This window comes from Streptococcus hillyeri (assembly GCF_003686955.1).
Taxonomy (GTDB): Bacteria; Bacillota; Bacilli; order Lactobacillales; family Streptococcaceae; genus Streptococcus; species Streptococcus hillyeri.
In genome coordinates this window covers 26,167-44,559 of the sequence record NZ_RCVM01000005.1, presented here as the reverse complement: position 1 = coordinate 44,559, position 18,393 = coordinate 26,167, and the positions used below count along the sequence as shown (strand labels likewise).

Sequence of the window (18,393 nt, the reverse complement as noted above, 5' to 3'; positions counted from 1 at the left end):
CAAACTAATTCGGGTTTCTCTTCTTGAACAAGACCTAAGCCTTTAGCAGTCTTCCAGATTAACTCTGGTTTAGATTCTTGAACAAGCCCTGAACCTTTTGCTGTTTCCTACAATAACTCTGGTTTAGATTCTTGAACAAGACCTGAACCTTTCGCGATTTCCCAAACTAATTCGGGTTTCTCTTCTTGAACAAGACCTGAACCTTTCGCGGTCTCCCAGATTAATTCGGGTTTTGCATCTTGAACAAGACCTGAGCCTTTCGCGATTTCCCAGATTAACTCTGGTTTCGCATCTTGAACGAGACCTGGACCTTTTGCGGTCTCCCAAACTAATTCGGGTTTTGCATCTTGAACAAGCCCTGAGCCTTTCGCGATTTCCCAAACTAATTCGGGTTTCTCTTCTTGAACAAGACCTGAACCTTTCGCGATTTCCCAGATTAACTCTGGTTTCGCATCTTGAGCAAGCCCTGAGCCTTTTGCTGTTTCTATTTGATCTTTTACTAAGACAGTCTCAACTAATTCATTATAATCTAATGCTGCTCGCAAGATTGCCAATTTAACTTTACGGACATTAGTTGCCTGTGTTGGGAAACCAAGGCGGCTAGCAACTTCAGAATCTGTTACAGTAGCAGTTGTCCAGCTAGGTTCAACCTGAGCTTTAAAGTTTTTGATAACTGCCAAATCTTTTTGAATAGCCACCTTCAAATCTGCCATTAAGGTATCTGTTTCCCAAAGATGATTAACTGCTTCTAATTCTGATAAGCGGTTATACTGAGCTTTCTTATAATCAGCCCAGCTTTTTTCCGTGTCATCGGCTAAGATTTTAGAAAACACCTCTTGGTCACTTGTATAACGGTTACTCAAATAGTCTACAAAAGCATCCCAGCCCTGCCAACCAAGAATTTCATAGGCATTACGTTTAAAGCTAATATCACCTACCGTATTCATACCAGAAGGAGCAACATTCGCTGCATAAAAACTTTCTAATAGCGGTACATTATCATATTGGTTGGTATCAAGATTGCGGATAAATGGTGTTACCCCTCGTGGGATAAACTGACCACTGACCGCTGCTTGATCCACTAAATCTGCAACACTGGTTGCTGGCTTAAACTCCGCTTGACCGAGTTTTCCAAATGGGACAAACTGGTCATTGGTTGATTTATTTGCCACACGCGCTGTATCAACAGCACCACTACGCAACTGTGGATTCACTTGAGCAACCTTATTAAAGTAAATCGCTTGATCTTCAGCTGATAGGCTAGCAAGAGCTGCTTCAGCCTCTTTAACTTCTAAGTAGGCAACCAAATCCATCAAGTTTCTACTATAGTTTTCCAAGGCTTCTTTAGACGTTTGAGGAAGCGCTGCCTGAACACGATTTGGTGTCTTGGCAATCTCAATAGCTGTGTTCAAGTTAAAGACAGGAACAAATTCACTCGCTTTTTGATTTTGCGTATTGTCAATCACCTCAAACAAGCCACGTGCATAAAGCTCCGCTCCTTGACCTTTTCTACGACCATTCTTTTGATAAGTCCCACCAAACAATCCTTCTTCATCATTACTGTGGGTTAATTCATGAGTGAAAACAGCTAATCCTGCCGCTTCTTTGGCCATCAAGCGATTTTCAAAAATGCGCATTGACGTTTGACTCGTAGACATTCCACCCAAATTCTTAGCGTTAGAATAGGTAGAATCATAGTAATTCATTGGTACAAAGAAATTAATGACAGCCTTCTCTGCATTATCTCCCTCACTCGGTGACCAACCAATTTTTCCAGATGTATTATAGCGGTTCATGGTGTCAATAGCCAATGTGAAAGAAATTGGTTTCACCTTGACCGACTCTAAGAACTTCACAAAATTCTCTTGGTAAGCCAATGGCTGCGCAAAGAATGGTAACTCGGGTTGCTTATCTCCTCTAGCTTTGTTAAAGTTCGCTAATTCTGGGAATTGATCAACATAGCTAGCCAGCATTCCAACCGATACCGTTTTAGAAGTTGTTGCTGCGTAAAGGCCTTTCCCTTGTGACAAGAGCGGTAAAATCAACTCCGGTCTATTTGCCTTCAATAAGTCAAAAATACGTGTTCCAGAAACTGACCCAACTAGAGCTTGTGTCTGCTCCTCAAAATAATCAGCTGCCGATTTCCCTTTTTCTTGGGCTAAACGTTCCACCAAATCTGCTGGATTAGCTGTACCAGTGTAATAAGCTACTTTACGATCTTGAAATTGATTAATGTTTTGAAGTAAGGTCATAGACCGCTTCACCCGTTGAGGGTCTTTTAGTGATACCGTACCATATGCTTTTAAGCGATCGTAAGCAGTATCACGTTCTGCAGTTCCACTAATCATTTGTGGATCAAAGACTAAGCGCTCTGGCAAATCCGCCGCAAACGAAAATTGTTGTTGCAAATAGAGAACACCACGATACAGAGCCCCTAAATCCGCTCTCAATTGGGAAACTGTCAATTGCTGGTTAGTTGCCAACAACCCTTTATCCAAGAAAGAAGTCAACAACGTCTTAGCCTCTGGTGCTAAATTGCTAAACGCCTCATCCTTATAAAGGTCGGCATTGGCGGCAGCTAGGGCTTGTTTATTTGCCTGTGCAACAATACCTTTCAAAACCTCAGTATTAGTAATATCTTCGCCACGGTTTTTAGCTTCGGTGCGCAATTTAGTGATGGTCGGCGTTAAATACTTTGTAATTTGGTCAATTGTCAACGATGTGACAGGTTTCACCACATCACGAAGAGCAACTTCATTAGCCTTAGTTTCAAAGTTAGTGACCACTATCTCATTCAAACGCTTTTGATCGTCACTACTTAATATTGCTATAACCTTGCTATTCGGGAATGTTGCCGCTTCTTCTGTTAAAACATCTATAGCAGTCTGAGACCCTGTCGTTGCTGTAGTTGCGGCTCTAAATCCTGTCTGAGAAAGAGGAGCACTTGCATCTTCTTCACTCTTTGACACTTCTTTAGGAGCTTCTACCGCTGTATTTTCAGGAGATACTTTATCAGTCACCTCTAGGTCTTTTGTCAATGGTAGAGCAGTAGACTCAGAATCCTGTGGTTGAAGTTGTTGTGTCTCTTCTACGTCTTCTAAAACTGGCTCACTACCTAAGATCGGCTGTTCTTCCTTAGTCAGCAAAGGTGCTGAATCCTCTGAAGCCTGTTTCAAATCAGATACAACTACTGCAGTAGACTCCGCAGTATCAGTGACAACATCTGCTCGAACAACTGCACCTGATAAAAAAGCATATCCGATGCAAATAGAACAAACACCTACTGATAATTTTTTAATTGAGAATCGTTGGATTCTTGGCATGGGGTATTAATCTCCTAAGTTAATATAATTACTCTCTTAGTATAACATGGTTTAACCTATTTACCTAATTATATACACTTAATCAAGTATATTTTAATATTATTTCCAGCTGGCAAGGAATCTTAGAGATCCCTTTTTGCCATGAGAGAGACACCATTAATCACTTATAAAATGAATAAGCCTGGTAGGTATAAAATATTGCCTATCTTGATTTTTATAAGTTCCCCACCATAATTCACAAAGAGGCATTTTTATTAACAGATACTCAAAAAGACGACCCCTTCAGGAGTCGCCTTGTTTTATGATTTTCCAAATCAGCTACCAATCGATTCAAAAAACCAATTTAAGCAACGATTATCTTATTCTGCTTCTGTTGTAACCACTTCTTCTGTCGTTTCTGCTTCTTCAATGATTTCAACTTCATTGATTGCTTGTGGTTCAATGTTGCGGTAACGAGCCATACCAGTACCAGCTGGGATGATTTTACCGATGATAACATTTTCTTTAAGACCAAGAAGGTGATCTTTCTTACCACGGATAGCAGCATCTGTAAGAACACGTGTTGTTTCTTGGAAGGATGCAGCCGACAAGAATGAGTTAGTTTCAAGAGAAGCTTTTGTAATTCCCATGAGGACTGGACGAGATGTCGCTGGAATACCACCAGAAATAACAATTTCTTTGTTAGCATCTGTGAAATCTGCGATATCCATCAAAGTACCTGGAAGAAGATCAGTATCACCTGGATCCATAACACGAACTTTGCGAAGCATTTGGCGAACCATTACCTCAACGTGTTTATCTCCGATTTCTACCCCTTGGCTACGGTATACTTTTTGAACTTCCGCAAGCAAGTAAGTTTCAACAGAAAGTGTGTCACGAACTTCAAGTAAACGTTTTGGCTGGATTGACCCTTCCGTAAGGGCCGCACCACGAGCAACTTCGTCACCAACAGCAACTTTCATGCGAGCTGTAAATGGTACGACATATTCTCCCATACCAGTCTCACCTTGAACGTAAACTTTCTTAGTACGTGTTGACGCATCTTCTTCAATCTCGATAACAGTACCTTTAACTTCTGTGATAACTGCTTCCCCTTTAGGGTTACGAGCTTCAAAGATCTCTTGGATACGTGGAAGACCCTGAGTGATATCGGTATTTGAGGCTACACCACCCGTGTGGAAGGTACGCATTGTAAGCTGAGTACCTGGCTCACCGATAGATTGCGCAGCGATTGTACCAACTGCTTCACCAACTTCAACCGCATCGCCTGTTGCCAAGTTGATACCATAACAGTGACGGCAAACACCATGACGCGTGTTACATGTGAACACAGAACGAATCGTCACTTCTTCAACACCTGCATTAACAATTTCAGCAGCTTTATCTTCTGTGATTAACTTGTTAGGGCCAATGATAACAGCACCTGTCTCTGGATGTTTAACAGTTTTCTTAGTGTAACGACCTTGAAGACGCTCTTCAAGAGTTTCTGTAACTTCCTTACCATCTGTAATAGCACGGATAAGAAGACCACGGTCAGTACCACAATCATCTTCACGGATAATAACATCTTGGGCAACGTCAACCAAACGACGAGTAAGGTAACCTGAGTCGGCTGTCTTAAGAGCCGTATCCGTCATACCTTTACGCGCACCGTGAGTTGAGAAGAACATTTCCAAAACGCTAAGACCTTCACGGAAGTTTGACAGGATAGGAAGTTCCATGATGCGTCCATTAGGAGCAGCCATCAAACCACGCATACCCGCAAGTTGCGAGAAGTTTGAGATGTTACCACGGGCTCCTGAGTCCATCATCATAACGATTGGGTTCTTAGGATCTTGTGTCTCAATCAAGCGTTTTTCAAGAGCTTCTTTAGCTTCACGCCATGTTGTTGTAACCGCAACATAACGGTCATCATCTGTCATCAAACCACGACGGAAGGCTTTATTGATTTGCTCAACTTTTTCGTGAGCTGCTTCAATAATCTCAGCTTTGTTATCAATAACAGGGATGTCGGCAATACCCACAGTCAAGCCAGCAAGAGTTGAGTGATAGTAACCAAGGTCTTTCAAACGGTCAAGGAAAGCAGAAGTTTCTGTTGTACGAAGACGTTTGAAGGTTTCAGCAATGATATTACCAAGATTTTTCTTCTTGAATGGCACATTGATTGCTAAGCCATCAATCACTTCTTGGATGTTTTGTCCTGGTTCAAGGAAGTATTTATCAGGTGTTCCTTCTGTCAAGTTTGCATTGTTTGGCTCTTGAAGGTAAGGAATTTCTGCTGGAATCACATCATTAAAGAGGATTTTACCAACAGTTGTCACCATGATTTTGTGAAGTTGATTTGGTTTCCAAGGTTTATTTGGCATGCTATCAACAGCAATACCGACACGTGAGTGCAAGTGAACATAACCATTGCGGTAAGCCATAACAGCTTCATCGCGGTCCTTGAAGACCATACCTTCACCTTCACGACCAGCATCTTCCATTGTAAGGTAGTAGTTACCAAGTACCATATCCTGAGATGGGGTAACAACTGGTTTACCATCTTTAGGGTTCAAAATGTGCTCCGCAGCAAGCATCAAAAGACGAGCTTCTGCTTGAGCTTCTTCTGAAAGTGGCACGTGGATCGCCATTTGGTCTCCATCGAAGTCGGCATTGTAGGCCTCACACACAAGTGGGTGAAGACGAAGGGCTTTACCATCGATAAGAACTGGTTCAAAGGCTTGGATACCAAGACGGTGAAGAGTCGGTGCGCGGTTAAGAAGAACTGGGTGTTCTTTGATTACTTCTTCAAGAAGGTCCCAAATGCGCTCGTCTCCACGCTCAACCATACGTTTAGCCGCTTTAACGTTACCAGCCATATCACGGGCAACGATTTCACGCATCACAAATGGTTTGAAGAGCTCAATTGCCATTTCACGTGGCACACCACATTGGTACATTTTAAGCGTTGGACCAACGGCAATAACGGAACGTCCTGAGAAGTCAACACGTTTACCGAGCAAGTTTTGACGGAAACGTCCTTGTTTACCTTTAAGCATGTGGCTCAAAGATTTCAATGGACGGCTACCTGGTCCTGTAATTGGACGACCACGACGACCATTATCAATAAGCGCATCGACCGCTTCTTGCAACATACGTTTTTCGTTTTGCACGATGATACCTGGAGCGTTAAGTTCCAAGAGACGAGCCAAACGGTTGTTACGGTTGATAACACGGCGGTAAAGGTCATTCAAGTCAGAAGCGGCAAAACGACCACCATCCAATTGAACCATCGGACGTAAATCTGGTGGAATAACTGGCAAGATGTTAAGAATCATCCATTCAGGTTTGTTTCCAGATTTATAGAAAGCGTCAAGCACGTCCAATCGACGAACAGCTTTAACACGTTTTTGACCTGTTGCTGACTTCAACTCTTCTTTAAGCTCTGCGATTTCTTTTGACAAATCGACGCGTTTAAGAAGATCTTGGATAGCTTCCGCACCCATTTTCGCAACAAATGAACCGTAGCCGTACTCTTGAAGTTTTTCACGGTATTCACGTTCAGTCAAAAGTGATTTTGGCTCAAGTGGGGTATCCATTGGATCAATGACCACATAAGCAGCAAAATAAATAACTTCTTCAAGCGCACGTGGACTCATATCAAGGGTAAGCCCCATACGTGATGGAATACCTTTGAAGTACCAAATGTGAGAAATTGGTGCTTTAAGCTCGATGTGTCCCATACGTTCACGACGAACTTTAGCACGTGTCACTTCGACACCACAACGGTCGCAGACAATTCCTTTATAACGGATACGTTTGTATTTACCACAAGCACATTCCCAGTCTTTTGTAGGTCCAAAAATGACTTCGTCAAAGAGACCTTCACGTTCTGGTTTGAGCGTACGGTAGTTGATTGTTTCAGGTTTTTTAACTTCACCATAAGACCATGAACGGACCTTACTTGGTGAGGCTAATCTGATTTGCATAGATTTAAAACGATTTACGTCAACCACTAGTATTACCTTTCTTTTTTCTTTTGAACATAGCAGAGCTACATTCAGACAGAGCATTCAGAGGTATTAGGAGCTAATGAGAAGGACTATTCTCATTAAGCTCTTCCTCTCGTTAAATTTAATGTTGTGTTTTCAAATACCAGTCAAAGTGCTGAGTAACTCATCCAAACTGACTGACAACACTTTTCAAGTTCCAAGTGTCGGATAAAACAGTCCACTGGACTGTTTTATTCACCTTCACTTGGTGTTTCACCATTTTCAGCTGCAACTTCTGCTGCTAGGCGAGCTTCTTCTTCTGCTTGTTTTTGACGAAGTTTTTCAAGATCATCAACGTGCATCACGTCATCATCTTCACCTTCATCAAGGTCACGAAGTTCAACTTCATTGTTTTCATCATCAAGAACTCGCATATCAAGTCCAAGAGATTGCAATTCTTTGACAAGAACTCGGAATGATTCTGGCACACCTGGTTTTGGAATTGGTTTACCTTTTGTGATAGCTTCATAGGCTTTCAAACGTCCATTAACGTCATCTGACTTGTAAGTCAAGATTTCTTGAAGAACATTTGACGCACCGTAAGCTTCAAGGGCCCAAACCTCCATCTCACCGAAACGTTGTCCACCAAACTGAGCTTTACCTCCAAGTGGCTGTTGCGTAACGAGTGAGTAAGGACCAACTGAACGTGCGTGAAGTTTATCATCAACCATGTGGTGAAGTTTGATCATGTACATGACACCGACAGAAACACGGTTGTCAAATGGTTCACCTGTACGACCATCGTAAAGAACTGTCTTGGCATCTGAATCCATACCAGCTTCACGAACAGTTGACCAGAGGTCTTCTGAACTTGCACCGTCAAAGACAGGAGTTGCAATGTGGATACCCAAATTACGAGCCGCCATACCAAGGTGAAGTTCCATAACCTGACCGATATTCATACGTGATGGCACCCCGAGTGGGTTCAACATGATATCAACAGGCGTTCCATCTGGAAGATATGGCATGTCTTCAACTGGAACAATACGTGAAACGACACCCTTGTTTCCGTGACGACCGGCCATCTTATCTCCGACCTTGATTTTACGTTTTTGAGCAATGAAGACACGAACAAGGATATTCACACCTGAAGGAAGCTCGTCACCATTAGCACGCGTAAAGATTTTAACGTCGCTAACAACCCCGTCACCACCGTGTGGTACACGAAGAGAAGTGTCACGAACTTCACGTGATTTATCACCAAAGATAGCGTGAAGGAGGCGTTCCTCTGCTGAAAGGTCTTTTTCACCTTTAGGTGTTACCTTACCAACAAGAATGTCACCCTCTTTAACTTCCGCACCGATACGGATAATACCCATCTCATCAAGATCTTTGAGGGCTTCTTCACCAACGTTTGGAATTTCACGAGTGATTTCTTCAGGGCCTAACTTCGTATCGCGCGTTTCTGATTCGTATTCTTCCAAGTGAACAGATGTGTAAACATCTTCTTTCACAAGTCGTTCAGACATGATAACCGCATCCTCGAAGTTGTAACCTTCCCAAGTCATGTAGGCAACGATTGGGTTTTGTCCAAGCGCCATCTCACCGTTTTCCATAGAAGGTCCGTCAGCGATAAAGTCTCCTTTTTCAACAATATCACCAACTTTTACAAGCGTACGTTGGTTATAAGCAGTACCTGAGTTTGAACGGCGGAATTTTTGAATGGTATAAACATCAAGTGAACCATCCTCACGACGAACTTCAACCTTATCAGCATCTGAATAAACAACTTTACCATCGTGTTGGGCAATAACTGCAGCACCCGAATCGTGCGCTGCTTGATATTCCATACCTGTACCAACGTAAGGTGCTTTAGGATCAATCAACGGCACAGCCTGACGTTGCATGTTCGCCCCCATGAGGGCACGGTTAGAGTCATCGTTTTCCAAGAATGGAATACATGCTGTCGCAACGGCAACTACCTGTTTAGGTGATACGTCTACATAGTCAACGATACTTGCTGGGAATTCTTGGTTATTACCTTGGTGACGTCCCATAACGATTTCTTCAGCGAAAGTACCATCTTCATTAAGTTTTGAATTAGCTTGCGCTACTGTAAATTCATCTTCTTCATCGGCAGTCAACCAAACAATTTCGTTAGTTACTTGACCAGTTGCACGGTCAACTTTACGATATGGTGTTTGGATGAAACCATATTTGTTAAGGTGACCATAGGTTGACAAGTTATTGATCAAACCAATGTTTGGTCCCTCAGGTGTCTCGATTGGACACATACGACCATAGTGGGTGTAGTGAACGTCTCGGACTTCATATCCTGCACGGTCACGTGTCAAACCACCAGGTCCTAAGGCTGACAAACGGCGCTTGTGTGACAACTCAGAAAGTGGATTGTGTTGGTCCATGAACTGTGACAACTGTGATGAACCAAAGAATTCTTTGATGGCAGCTGTAACAGGGCGGATATTAATGATTTGTTGTGGTGTCAACACTTCGTTGTCTTGAACTGACATGCGCTCACGAACGTTACGTTCCATACGAGCAAGACCAATACGGAATTGGTTAGCAAGAAGTTCACCAACCGCACGGATACGACGGTTTCCAAGGTGGTCGATATCGTCCACTTTACCAATACCTTCAGCAAGGTTAAGGAAGTATGACATTTCAGCCAAGATATCCGCAGTTGTCAAGGCACGAACCTTGTCATCTGGATTAGCATTACCAACGATAGTTACTGTACGGTCTGGATCAGTTGGAGCTACGACCTTGAATTTTTGAAGAATAACAGGCTCTGTTACTACCGCAAAATCATTTGGTGTGTAAACGAACTTGTTAAGATCACCATCAAGGTGCTCTGCAATTGAATCAATCACGTCACGCGTCATCACTGTACCAGCTTCAACAAGAATTTCGCCTGTTTCAGCATCAATCAAGTTTTCAGCAATAGTTTGGTTCAACAAGCGTGTCTTAACATTAAGTTTCTTATTGATTTTATAGCGACCAACAGCTGCCAAATCATAGCGTTTTGGATCAAAGAAACGTGCTGTCAAAAGGCTACGTGAGCTATCTGCAGTTTTTGGCTCACCTGGACGAAGACGCTCATAAATTTCTTTGAGGGCTTCATCTGTACGTGAATCTGCTGGATTTTTATGGATATCTTTTTCAATCGTGTTACGCACCAAGTCGCCATCACCAAAGATATCTAAAATCTCATCATCACCTGAGAAACCAAGCGCACGAACAAGTGTTGTAAATGGAATTTTACGCGTACGGTCAATACGTGTGTGAGCTAAATCTTTTGAATCGGTTTCCAATTCAAGCCAAGCGCCACGGTTAGGAATGACTGTTGAGCCATAGCCAACTTTACCATTTTTATCAACCTTATCGTTGAAATAAACACCTGGTGAACGCACTAACTGAGATACGATGATACGCTCTGCACCATTGATAACAAACGTACCCATTTCAGTCATGTAAGGAAGGTCACCAAAGAAAACTTCTTGCGTTTTAATCTCACCAGTTTCTTTGTTAACCAAACGGAAAGTGACAAAGAGAGGCACTGAATAGTGAGCATCGTGTGCACGCGCTTCTTCTAAAGTATATTTAGGTTCTTTTAATTCGTAGCCAACAAATTCAAGTTCCATTGTATCAGTGAAGTTTGATACTGGAAGTACGTCTTCAAAAACTTCACGCAAACTATTGTCCAAGAATTCTTGGAATGAGTCGGTTTGAATTTCAATCAAATTTGGTAAATCAAGAACTTCTTTGATTCTTGAAAAACTACGACGAGTACGATGTTTACCGTACTGAACATTATGTCCTGCCAAGTGATTGTTCTCCTTTTTATTATCTGACACGTGACCTTAGGTCACAGCTTTTACACGTCTGAGCTAACAGACTTCCTTGTCCTTCTTGCAATTTTCAGAACTTTTAAATCTTTGTGACAAGATTTAAATTCGTCAAAATTAAGCACAAAAAGAGCAGCTAAATCTGACTATAAAAGCTGGATTTAACTGCTGTAAGTCTTCCTGGACAATATTTCAAGAAAACAGACGACAAATAATTTATGATATTTTATCATATTTTCTTGTTAGAAGCAACTATTTTATTCTGACGAATCACTTTCCGCATCACTCGATTCGGAGCTTTCTTTATCGTCCGTTTTAGTGTCTTCCTTTTTGTCTCTATCTTTATCTTTTTCGTCTGTTCGAGACTCTTGTTTATTTTTATTGGAATCGTTTGGCATGAAAGCCCCCCATGCGTTGGTATAGTCTGCATCTGTTCCACCGATCGCAAAGCGGTAAGTCATGCTTGGCGCACCATTTTTAGCCCAATAACTTGTCGTTGTTGCACCACCAACAGTGATACTTTTCCCATTTACCAACACAGTACCTGGTCTTAGCCCTGTTGAAGCTAGAACGGTTGAGCCAATCACACTAGAATCCAATTCAAAGCGCTTATTAGTCGCAAATACAGACGAATCCGCTGCATGAATGGCATTGGTTAGTTGTGCTAGGTAGGATGCCATATTGGTAACACCAGTACCAGCAGCTAGCGGTGTATTATCATCGTGACCAATCCACGAACCCAGCGAAGCTCCTGGCGTTGTAACAACGAGCCAAGAATCTGTGTAGTCATCAGTGGTTCCAGTTTTACCTGCCCAATCGGCATTGGCAAGATTTCCATTAACGCCTCTTAAAGCACTTAAATAACGTGTGGTATAACCTGATGTCAACGGTCCTCTAAGTAGATGCATCATGATGCTTGCCGTTGCTTTAGAAAACACTTGAACAGGTTTTTTTTCATGTTTGAAAATTACTGTTCCATCGCTTGCCGTCACAGATTCAACAATATAATGTTTTAAATAAGCTCCACCATTTGCCAAGGTCTGATAAGCATTAGCTTGTTGCAAGACCGATACTTCAACACCTCCACCTAAAGGAAGACTTTCAATACCGTATTCCTGGATATCATATCCCATTTTTGTCATATAGGATTCAACGTCCACACCTTTATCTCGCAACATTTTATAAGTCCAAAAAGCGGGAATATTCCAAGAAATATTTAAAGCTTCCTGAAGCGTAATCATCTTCGTCCCTGCATCACCAACGTGATAAATCCGTTGACCACTAGAATAAGTCGTCGGGTAGTTAGAGACAATACTTGCGCTTCCCATTAAACCTCGGTCAATTGCGATAGCATAGGGAAGAATAGGTTTGATACTCGAACCTGGGGAGCGTAGAGAATTTAGAGCGTGATTATTTTGGTTAGTATTATAATTACGACCACCAACAAAACCTAAGATAGCTCCGGTGCTATTATCAAGCAAGACATTCCCCACTTGAACCTCACCAGTACCATCATCAAGTAGATGACCATAATTAGCAACTGCATCCTGCATAGCCTTGTAAATATTAGGCTTGATGGTGCTTTTAACCGTATAGCCTCCTTGCGATAATTCTTGGTAGGCTAATTCACGATAAGTCTCCTTGGTTGCATCATTTTTCAACTCTTGTTCAGATACCTTATCACGTTTGATAAGATATTGATACATGATTTCCTGAGCTTCCTCTAAAACAGCGTAGTAGAGATAATCATGACTGTCAGTTGTCCTTGCTTCTGGTTGTCTGAAATCTTGTTTTAAATCATAGGCAAGATAGCTCTCATAATCTTCTTTGGTCAACATGCCTGCGCGATACATGTTATAAAGCACATTTTTTTGACGTGTCAGTCCTAACGTCATGTCTTCATCCGTCTTAAAGGCACCTGTCGGCAAATACGGTGAATAGACAATCGGGCTCTGTGGCAAACCAGCCAAGAAAGCCGCTTGCGGAATGGTCAAATCTTTCGCAGAGACTCCAAATATCCCCTGCGCTGCTTCTTCAATCCCTGCAATATTTTGCCCCTTATGATTTCGACCAAACGGTGAAACGTTCAGATAGTTGGTGAGAATAGTGTCCTTATCCATATTCCGCTCAAGCTCTAAGGCATAGAGAATTTCTGTCGCCTTACGCTTAAAGGTCGGATCATCACCTAAAATCTGTTGTTTAATCAATTGCTGTGTCAGCGTTGAACCACCACTAGACTCTCCAATACCTAGGACAGAGCCCAAGGTTGCACGAAAAATCGCTTTAGGAACCACACCTTTATGGGACTTAAAATTTTCATCCTCAGTTGCGACAATAGCATTTTTGATATTATCAGAAATAGCAGAGCTTTCAACAGGTGTTCGTAGCAAATCCGTATCAATCTTTGAAATCAGTTTTCCATCGGCATAGGTCAACTGAGAAATCTTGCTCAAATCACTAACCTTAGCGGTCAATTCTTTAGTTTCTGGAACATCCACGGTATCGACTTGACTAGCAAGATAACCAGCACCAATACCCGCGCCTAGCAAGCTTATCAAGGCAAGAATCAAATAAGCGAAATCAACCAAGAGCTTTAAAGTTCTCAAAAAAACCAAGCCATAATCTTTCCAATTATAGCGTTCAGCACTTTTTGATGATCGCGATGAATTTTTGGAGCCGTTTTTATTTTTCAAGCCTTGCCAAAAATCAGCAAACTTCTTTTTCCAATCGTTCATAAAATACCTCATTATTCATTATATCAAAAAAAGATAAAAATTAACAGTTTGCAACGAGGCTTATACATTCTCCAAATCGTCATCTCCTCCTTTAATGGGTTTGTCTGTTTAGACGTTTACGAACCTTCAAATTCTGCCCAATAAAAAACGACAAATAGAACCCAGCCAGTACTAAATTCTATCTGTCATTTCTCTGTTAAATCATTTAAGAAGCCTTTATAAATTGGCTATTCCAAAATCCAGCTCAGACTCTCCCAAACGGTAGAAACAATCTCTTTAATAACATCCAGTGTTGTTGTAAGACCATTATCAAACGACATTGTACCACTACTATCCGTTGATTGCGATGATTCTTGCTGTTCAGAAGTATCTGACACGATATTTCCTTGATCAACTTTTTCTGATATTGGAGTGCTCTCTTCTAGCTTTTGTTTCTCTTCTACTACAACTTTTTCCTCTGTTGTAACTTCTTGAGAAACTAGCGTCTCTAGTTCTTGAGAAAGGGCATCCTGATCAGACTCTTGCTTCTCCTTATGACTGATTGATTCTTCTGATTCACTTGGCAACGAACGCCTAGAGCGTTTTTTACTCTCTTCAGTCTTCACAACCTTCTCTTCTTGTTCTACCTCGTGGTCACTGTAAGCATTTTTTTCCGCCTCTGTATACTTATCTTCAGTCATAGCGGCTATTTCTGTTGCTTTTTTACTGATAGCTTTTATATCTTTTTCAATTTCTGAACTTTTACTGAAATTTTGTATGGCAAGTTCTCTTTCAATAGATCCAGCAGTGCTATTAAATCGGTCAATCGTCATTCGATACTTATCTGCGACACTACCAATCATCTTGTCATAGCTCTTAACTTGTTCAATATCCTGTTCAATGTTATCAACAAACCCTTTGATGTTTTTTAACAAGTTTTCATTTTTCTGAGGAGATTTCTCTAATGTTGATACAATATAGTCATAACGATCTTTCAATAGTTGTTGCAAACTTAACAACTGTTGCTTTTCACCATCCGAAATATAATATTCTAAACGTTTATTTGTGAAAAGCGCTTTTTCAGTGTTCAACAGCAAAAGATGTCTAGGATTTTGGTTCTCCACCCATTTTTCAAAAGACTTGTCAACACGCATCGTTCCGTTAGGAGTATAGCCACCTTCGTTTTTATCCATCTCAGAGAAAGTATCAATCGTTAGTTGCACCAAATGATTAAGAGGTGTTGTAGTATCTACAAAATGCCAGTTATTATCAAAGAACACCCTAGTGATAGCATGTTCGATACCATCCTTTGTTTTACCATAAACAACGTAAGAGCGCATTCCCATCATGTTCAAAGCTCGCGCTGATAGAACACTAAATCCCACGCACATGGCTGTATCACGTTCTGTAATCGAATAAATATCTGAACCGATATTATAATTGTCTGTCCCCCCGATATCTAGTAAGCTTCTATCATAGCGAAACTTACTTTTTAGAAAGTTTGACCACTGAGTAATTTTTTCACGTTCTGTTGCTTGTTCCATTGCCCCTGAAGCTCTTACCAGCTCTAGAATCTTATTATCATTTTCTAAGTAATCTTCTAGAGTTCTATTAGAATTTTTATACTTAACACGAGTGAAATATTCGGATACTGGTGCTACCTTTACTTTCCCATGATACATATTTAAATGATTAACCGCTATAGTATGTTGATCTCCTACTAGACCAAAACCATTAGCTTGTAGCAATAAATTCAAATGACTCTCATCTAAATTAAAAGGAGCATAGACATCCATTTCTTTTCCACTGTTCTTCATTAAGTCGTGCAGCACCTTACTATAATCCTGCATAGAATTAACGATGTGACCTGACTTTTTAACAATGTAAAGCGTAACATCATCATAAAGATATTTCCCATTAACAGTCACGAGAGTATAGTCTGAATCAAAATTAGGAATTCGATGTCTTAATTTAGGTAACAACTCCTGAACATCAACTTGAGTAAGAAGCCCTTCATTCCCACCTAATTCACGCACATTAATAGCTGTTCGCTTGGTAACTGAAAGCTCATCTTTAATTTTACCAAAGGCAGTATCAACACCTAAACCATCTTTACTAAATGTATTTGAGCTCTTTTGATTCCTGTTCATTTCAGCAAGAAACCTTGAAAATGAACTATTTTGAGTTAAATTTTGAGATAAGATATCTTCTGCTTTAGCATAATAACTTTGGAGCGCCAAGCTTGCTCCGATAACACCTAAAGCGAGCCCAAGTTTTACTTTTTGTGAATCTATTTTTCGATTAGTTGTTTGTTTTACCTTACCATTCATAAATCAATACTGCTTTCTATTCTTTTTGGTAATATTCTATCACACCATCATAAAGACACTCTTAAGATGACATTAATGTTATCTTAAAAATATTTCCATGACTCACAAAATCTGAATCTACTCCTTACTTGTCACATTCAGATAGACTTCAATAACCCAAAAATCCTCAATAAGTAGATAATACTTACTAAGGATTTTATGATTATTTTGGAGGTAGAGGTGGTGCTATATAATTTAGTTACTTGAAAACAGACTACTTACATCGTTCCAAAGTGAAAAAATAATATTTTGAACAGTTCCTAAAGTTACGTCACTATAATTATCATTAGTTGGAATTGATTCATGCAAAACCGGCACATTTTCTACAAGTTCTGAATTTTCTTCATTATGCCTACTTTCCTCAATACCATTACTTTCTGGTACTATAAGTTCTTTTACTTCCTCAACTGTACTCTCTACTTTTTTTATTTGAACATCCTCTTGAGGAGACATCCGCTCATCTTCAGAATGTAGACTATCTTCATCTGAGTCATTTGATGAGATATGCTTTTCAAGAATAGTTTCTTCTTTATTTGCTGTCCGTTGTTCTAAAAATTTTGGAATTTCAAATCCAATTTCAACTTGGCCAGCAAAATTTTCTAAAACTTTTATTTTCCAGTCAAGTAATTCCAGGTAACTTTTTACTACTTTATCTGAAACATCAATATCATCGCGATACATTTCTAACTCACGCACAGCATCTTTGGATTGACTGATAATACTTGTTGGTTGTGATGCCTTTTCCTCTAACTTTGTAATTAAATAGTTATAGCGGGCAATATCAAATACAACTCTGTCGTACATTTTTTGTAGCTCAGTTCTTTCAGCAAAAGAATCAACTGATGATGTTGGAGAAATTTTTGCTACATCATTATTCACCAAAAGAATATCACGTGGCCGTTGTTTTTCTAGCCACTTTTCAAAGTCTCGATGGATAACCATCTCACCTGCCAATGCGCTTGTATCGGCCTCTTTATAAGTATCTAAAAGGTACGCGTAACGGTTGCCATCAATCGAAGCTGTCGTATCCAAAAAATGCCACTTATTACCGAAATAGACACGTGTTATAGCATGTGGTGAACCATTCTGCCTTTTGCCATGAACGACATAAGCTCTAAGCCCCATCATATTATATGCCCTAGCAGACAGGGTACTAAAACCAACACACATCGCCATTTTACGCTCTACTGCCGAAAAAATACTAGAAGCTTTATTATAATCTTCTCCTCCGTCCCTTAGTGCATCAATGTCATAAGAAAATTCTTTTCTGATAAAGTCAGACCATGCTTGAACACGTTCCGCTTCTGTTTCCTTATTCAAAGCACCTGACTTATAAATTAACTCCAAAATCTTTTTATCATTATTAGCATAGTCTTCAATGGTTCGATTTAATTGACTGAACTCTGTTCTATTAATTGATTCACCAGAAGTAGCTAATCTCAGTTTACCAGTATACATATTGATACCATTAATGGTTACGGAATTACGATAACCTGCCAAACCTAATCCATTACCATCTAGGAGTAAGTCAATGTAGGAGTTTTCAAACTCAAATGGTGCGTAAATTTCACGATTCTCAACAGTATTCGCCTGTAATAATTCTGACACTAATTGATTGTACTCTTCCTCAGAATTAACAATCCTACCATCAGTTTTCATCAAATAAAGAATCTTACTACCGGCTAAATTAAGATGATTTTTGACTATCAAGCATTACAATAGAATATTCTTTAAATCGCTCTTGCTGTAACGTTTCCTTTAATTTGTTAATAGGAACATCCATTTCCATAAAAGTTGAATCAAGCATCTTACTGATATGGACTGTTCCGTTTTCAGGATTCTCCTTTTTAATAGCTTCTTGTATGCTAGTAATTTCCGATAAATTGACTTTCTTAAATTGACGTTCCGCAATTTTTTTGGATTTAGGTATTCTTGCAATGATGTCCGAAATATCATAAGCGCTACCTGTTGTTGCTACTGCACTTGTATTCGCATAAACTTTTAGAGACCCTATATTAACAACTGCACAGCCAATCGCACATGAGGCTACTCCGATAGCTAATTTTCTAAGAGCGTATTTCTTAATATTTGTTTGCTTATAAGTCATTGCATATTTTTCTTTCTTTGCAAAAGTGTCCTAACACTTT

At 40.2% G+C, this 18,393-nt stretch carries 7 protein-coding genes; all 7 read right to left on the bottom strand.

The window, feature by feature from the left end:
• Window positions 1–107 precede the first annotated feature (107 nt).
• The gene (locus EAF07_RS03990) at window positions 108–3,323 is read right to left on the bottom strand and encodes a ZmpA/ZmpB/ZmpC family metallo-endopeptidase (protein WP_121835045.1); all 3,216 of its coding nucleotides are present in this window, start codon (window positions 3,321–3,323) and stop codon (window positions 108–110) included.
• Window positions 3,324–3,682: 359 nt separating this feature from the next.
• Window positions 3,683–7,321, bottom strand: a complete 3,639-nt coding sequence (gene rpoC, locus EAF07_RS03985) for a DNA-directed RNA polymerase subunit beta' (RefSeq protein WP_121835001.1) — start codon at window positions 7,319–7,321, stop codon at window positions 3,683–3,685.
• A 227-nt stretch (window positions 7,322–7,548) separates the two neighbouring features.
• A complete protein-coding gene (rpoB, locus tag EAF07_RS03980) occupies window positions 7,549–11,142 on the bottom strand; it encodes a DNA-directed RNA polymerase subunit beta (RefSeq protein ID WP_121835000.1) in 3,594 nt (1,197 codons plus the stop codon).
• Window positions 11,143–11,420: 278 nt separating this feature from the next.
• Complete coding sequence (gene pbp1b, locus EAF07_RS03975) at window positions 11,421–13,910, bottom strand: penicillin-binding protein PBP1B (RefSeq protein ID WP_425452085.1); 2,490 nt, start codon at window positions 13,908–13,910, stop codon at window positions 11,421–11,423.
• Between the two features lie 215 nt (window positions 13,911–14,125).
• Window positions 14,126–16,207, bottom strand: a complete 2,082-nt coding sequence (locus EAF07_RS03970) for a hypothetical protein (protein WP_121834998.1) — start codon at window positions 16,205–16,207, stop codon at window positions 14,126–14,128.
• Between the two features lie 234 nt (window positions 16,208–16,441).
• A complete protein-coding gene (locus EAF07_RS03965; RefSeq protein ID WP_142925588.1) occupies window positions 16,442–17,905 on the bottom strand; it encodes a transglutaminase domain-containing protein in 1,464 nt (487 codons plus the stop codon).
• Between the two features lie 28 nt (window positions 17,906–17,933).
• Window positions 17,934–18,353 carry a YSIRK-type signal peptide-containing protein gene (locus EAF07_RS03960; protein WP_121834996.1) on the bottom strand — a complete coding sequence of 140 codons (420 nt, stop codon included), beginning with the start codon at window positions 18,351–18,353 and terminating at the stop codon, window positions 17,934–17,936.
• Window positions 18,354–18,393 lie beyond the last annotated feature (40 nt).

Bases quoted from the DNA above. Each gene is read 5' to 3' on its own strand.
- EAF07_RS03990 (WP_121835045.1), bottom strand. From the start codon at position 3,323: ATGCCAAGAATCCAACGATTCTCAATTAAAAAATTATCAGTAGGTGTT.
- pbp1b (WP_425452085.1), bottom strand. From the start codon at position 13,910: ATGAGGTATTTTATGAACGATTGGAAAAAGAAGTTTGCTGATTTTTGG.
- EAF07_RS03970 (WP_121834998.1), bottom strand. From the start codon at position 16,207: ATGAATGGTAAGGTAAAACAAACAACTAATCGAAAAATAGATTCACAA.
- EAF07_RS03965 (WP_142925588.1), bottom strand. From the start codon at position 17,905: ATGAAAACTGATGGTAGGATTGTTAATTCTGAGGAAGAGTACAATCAA.
- EAF07_RS03960 (WP_121834996.1), bottom strand. From the start codon at position 18,353: ATGACTTATAAGCAAACAAATATTAAGAAATACGCTCTTAGAAAATTA.